Source organism: Parachitinimonas caeni (assembly GCF_030129945.1).
Lineage (GTDB): Bacteria > Pseudomonadota > Gammaproteobacteria > Burkholderiales > Chitinimonadaceae > Parachitinimonas > Parachitinimonas caeni.
Window position 1 is genome coordinate 1 of record NZ_JARRAF010000324.1, and the last position, 238, is coordinate 238.

The 238-nt window shown below is 63.4% G+C and carries 1 pseudogene; it reads left to right on the forward strand.

Annotated elements, in window-relative coordinates:
* Positions 1–238 (forward strand): annotated as a pseudogene (locus tag PZA18_RS24895) (hypothetical protein); the annotation flags it as partial.

Genomic DNA, 238 nt, shown 5'->3' on the forward strand with positions numbered 1-238 from the left:
GACGACCAGCTCAGCGGTGGCGCCGGTGACGACAGCCTGGTCGGTGGTGCCGGCAACGACAAATACGTCTTCAGCGGTGCATTCGGTCAGGACACGATCGACAACAGCGGCGGTGGTCAGGACTGGATCTTCTTCAACGACCTCGACCGCAGCCAGCTCACCTTCAAACAGGACGGCAAAGACCTCGTCATCGGCGTGGTCGGCGATACCAGCCGCAGCGTGCGCGTGCTCGGCCACT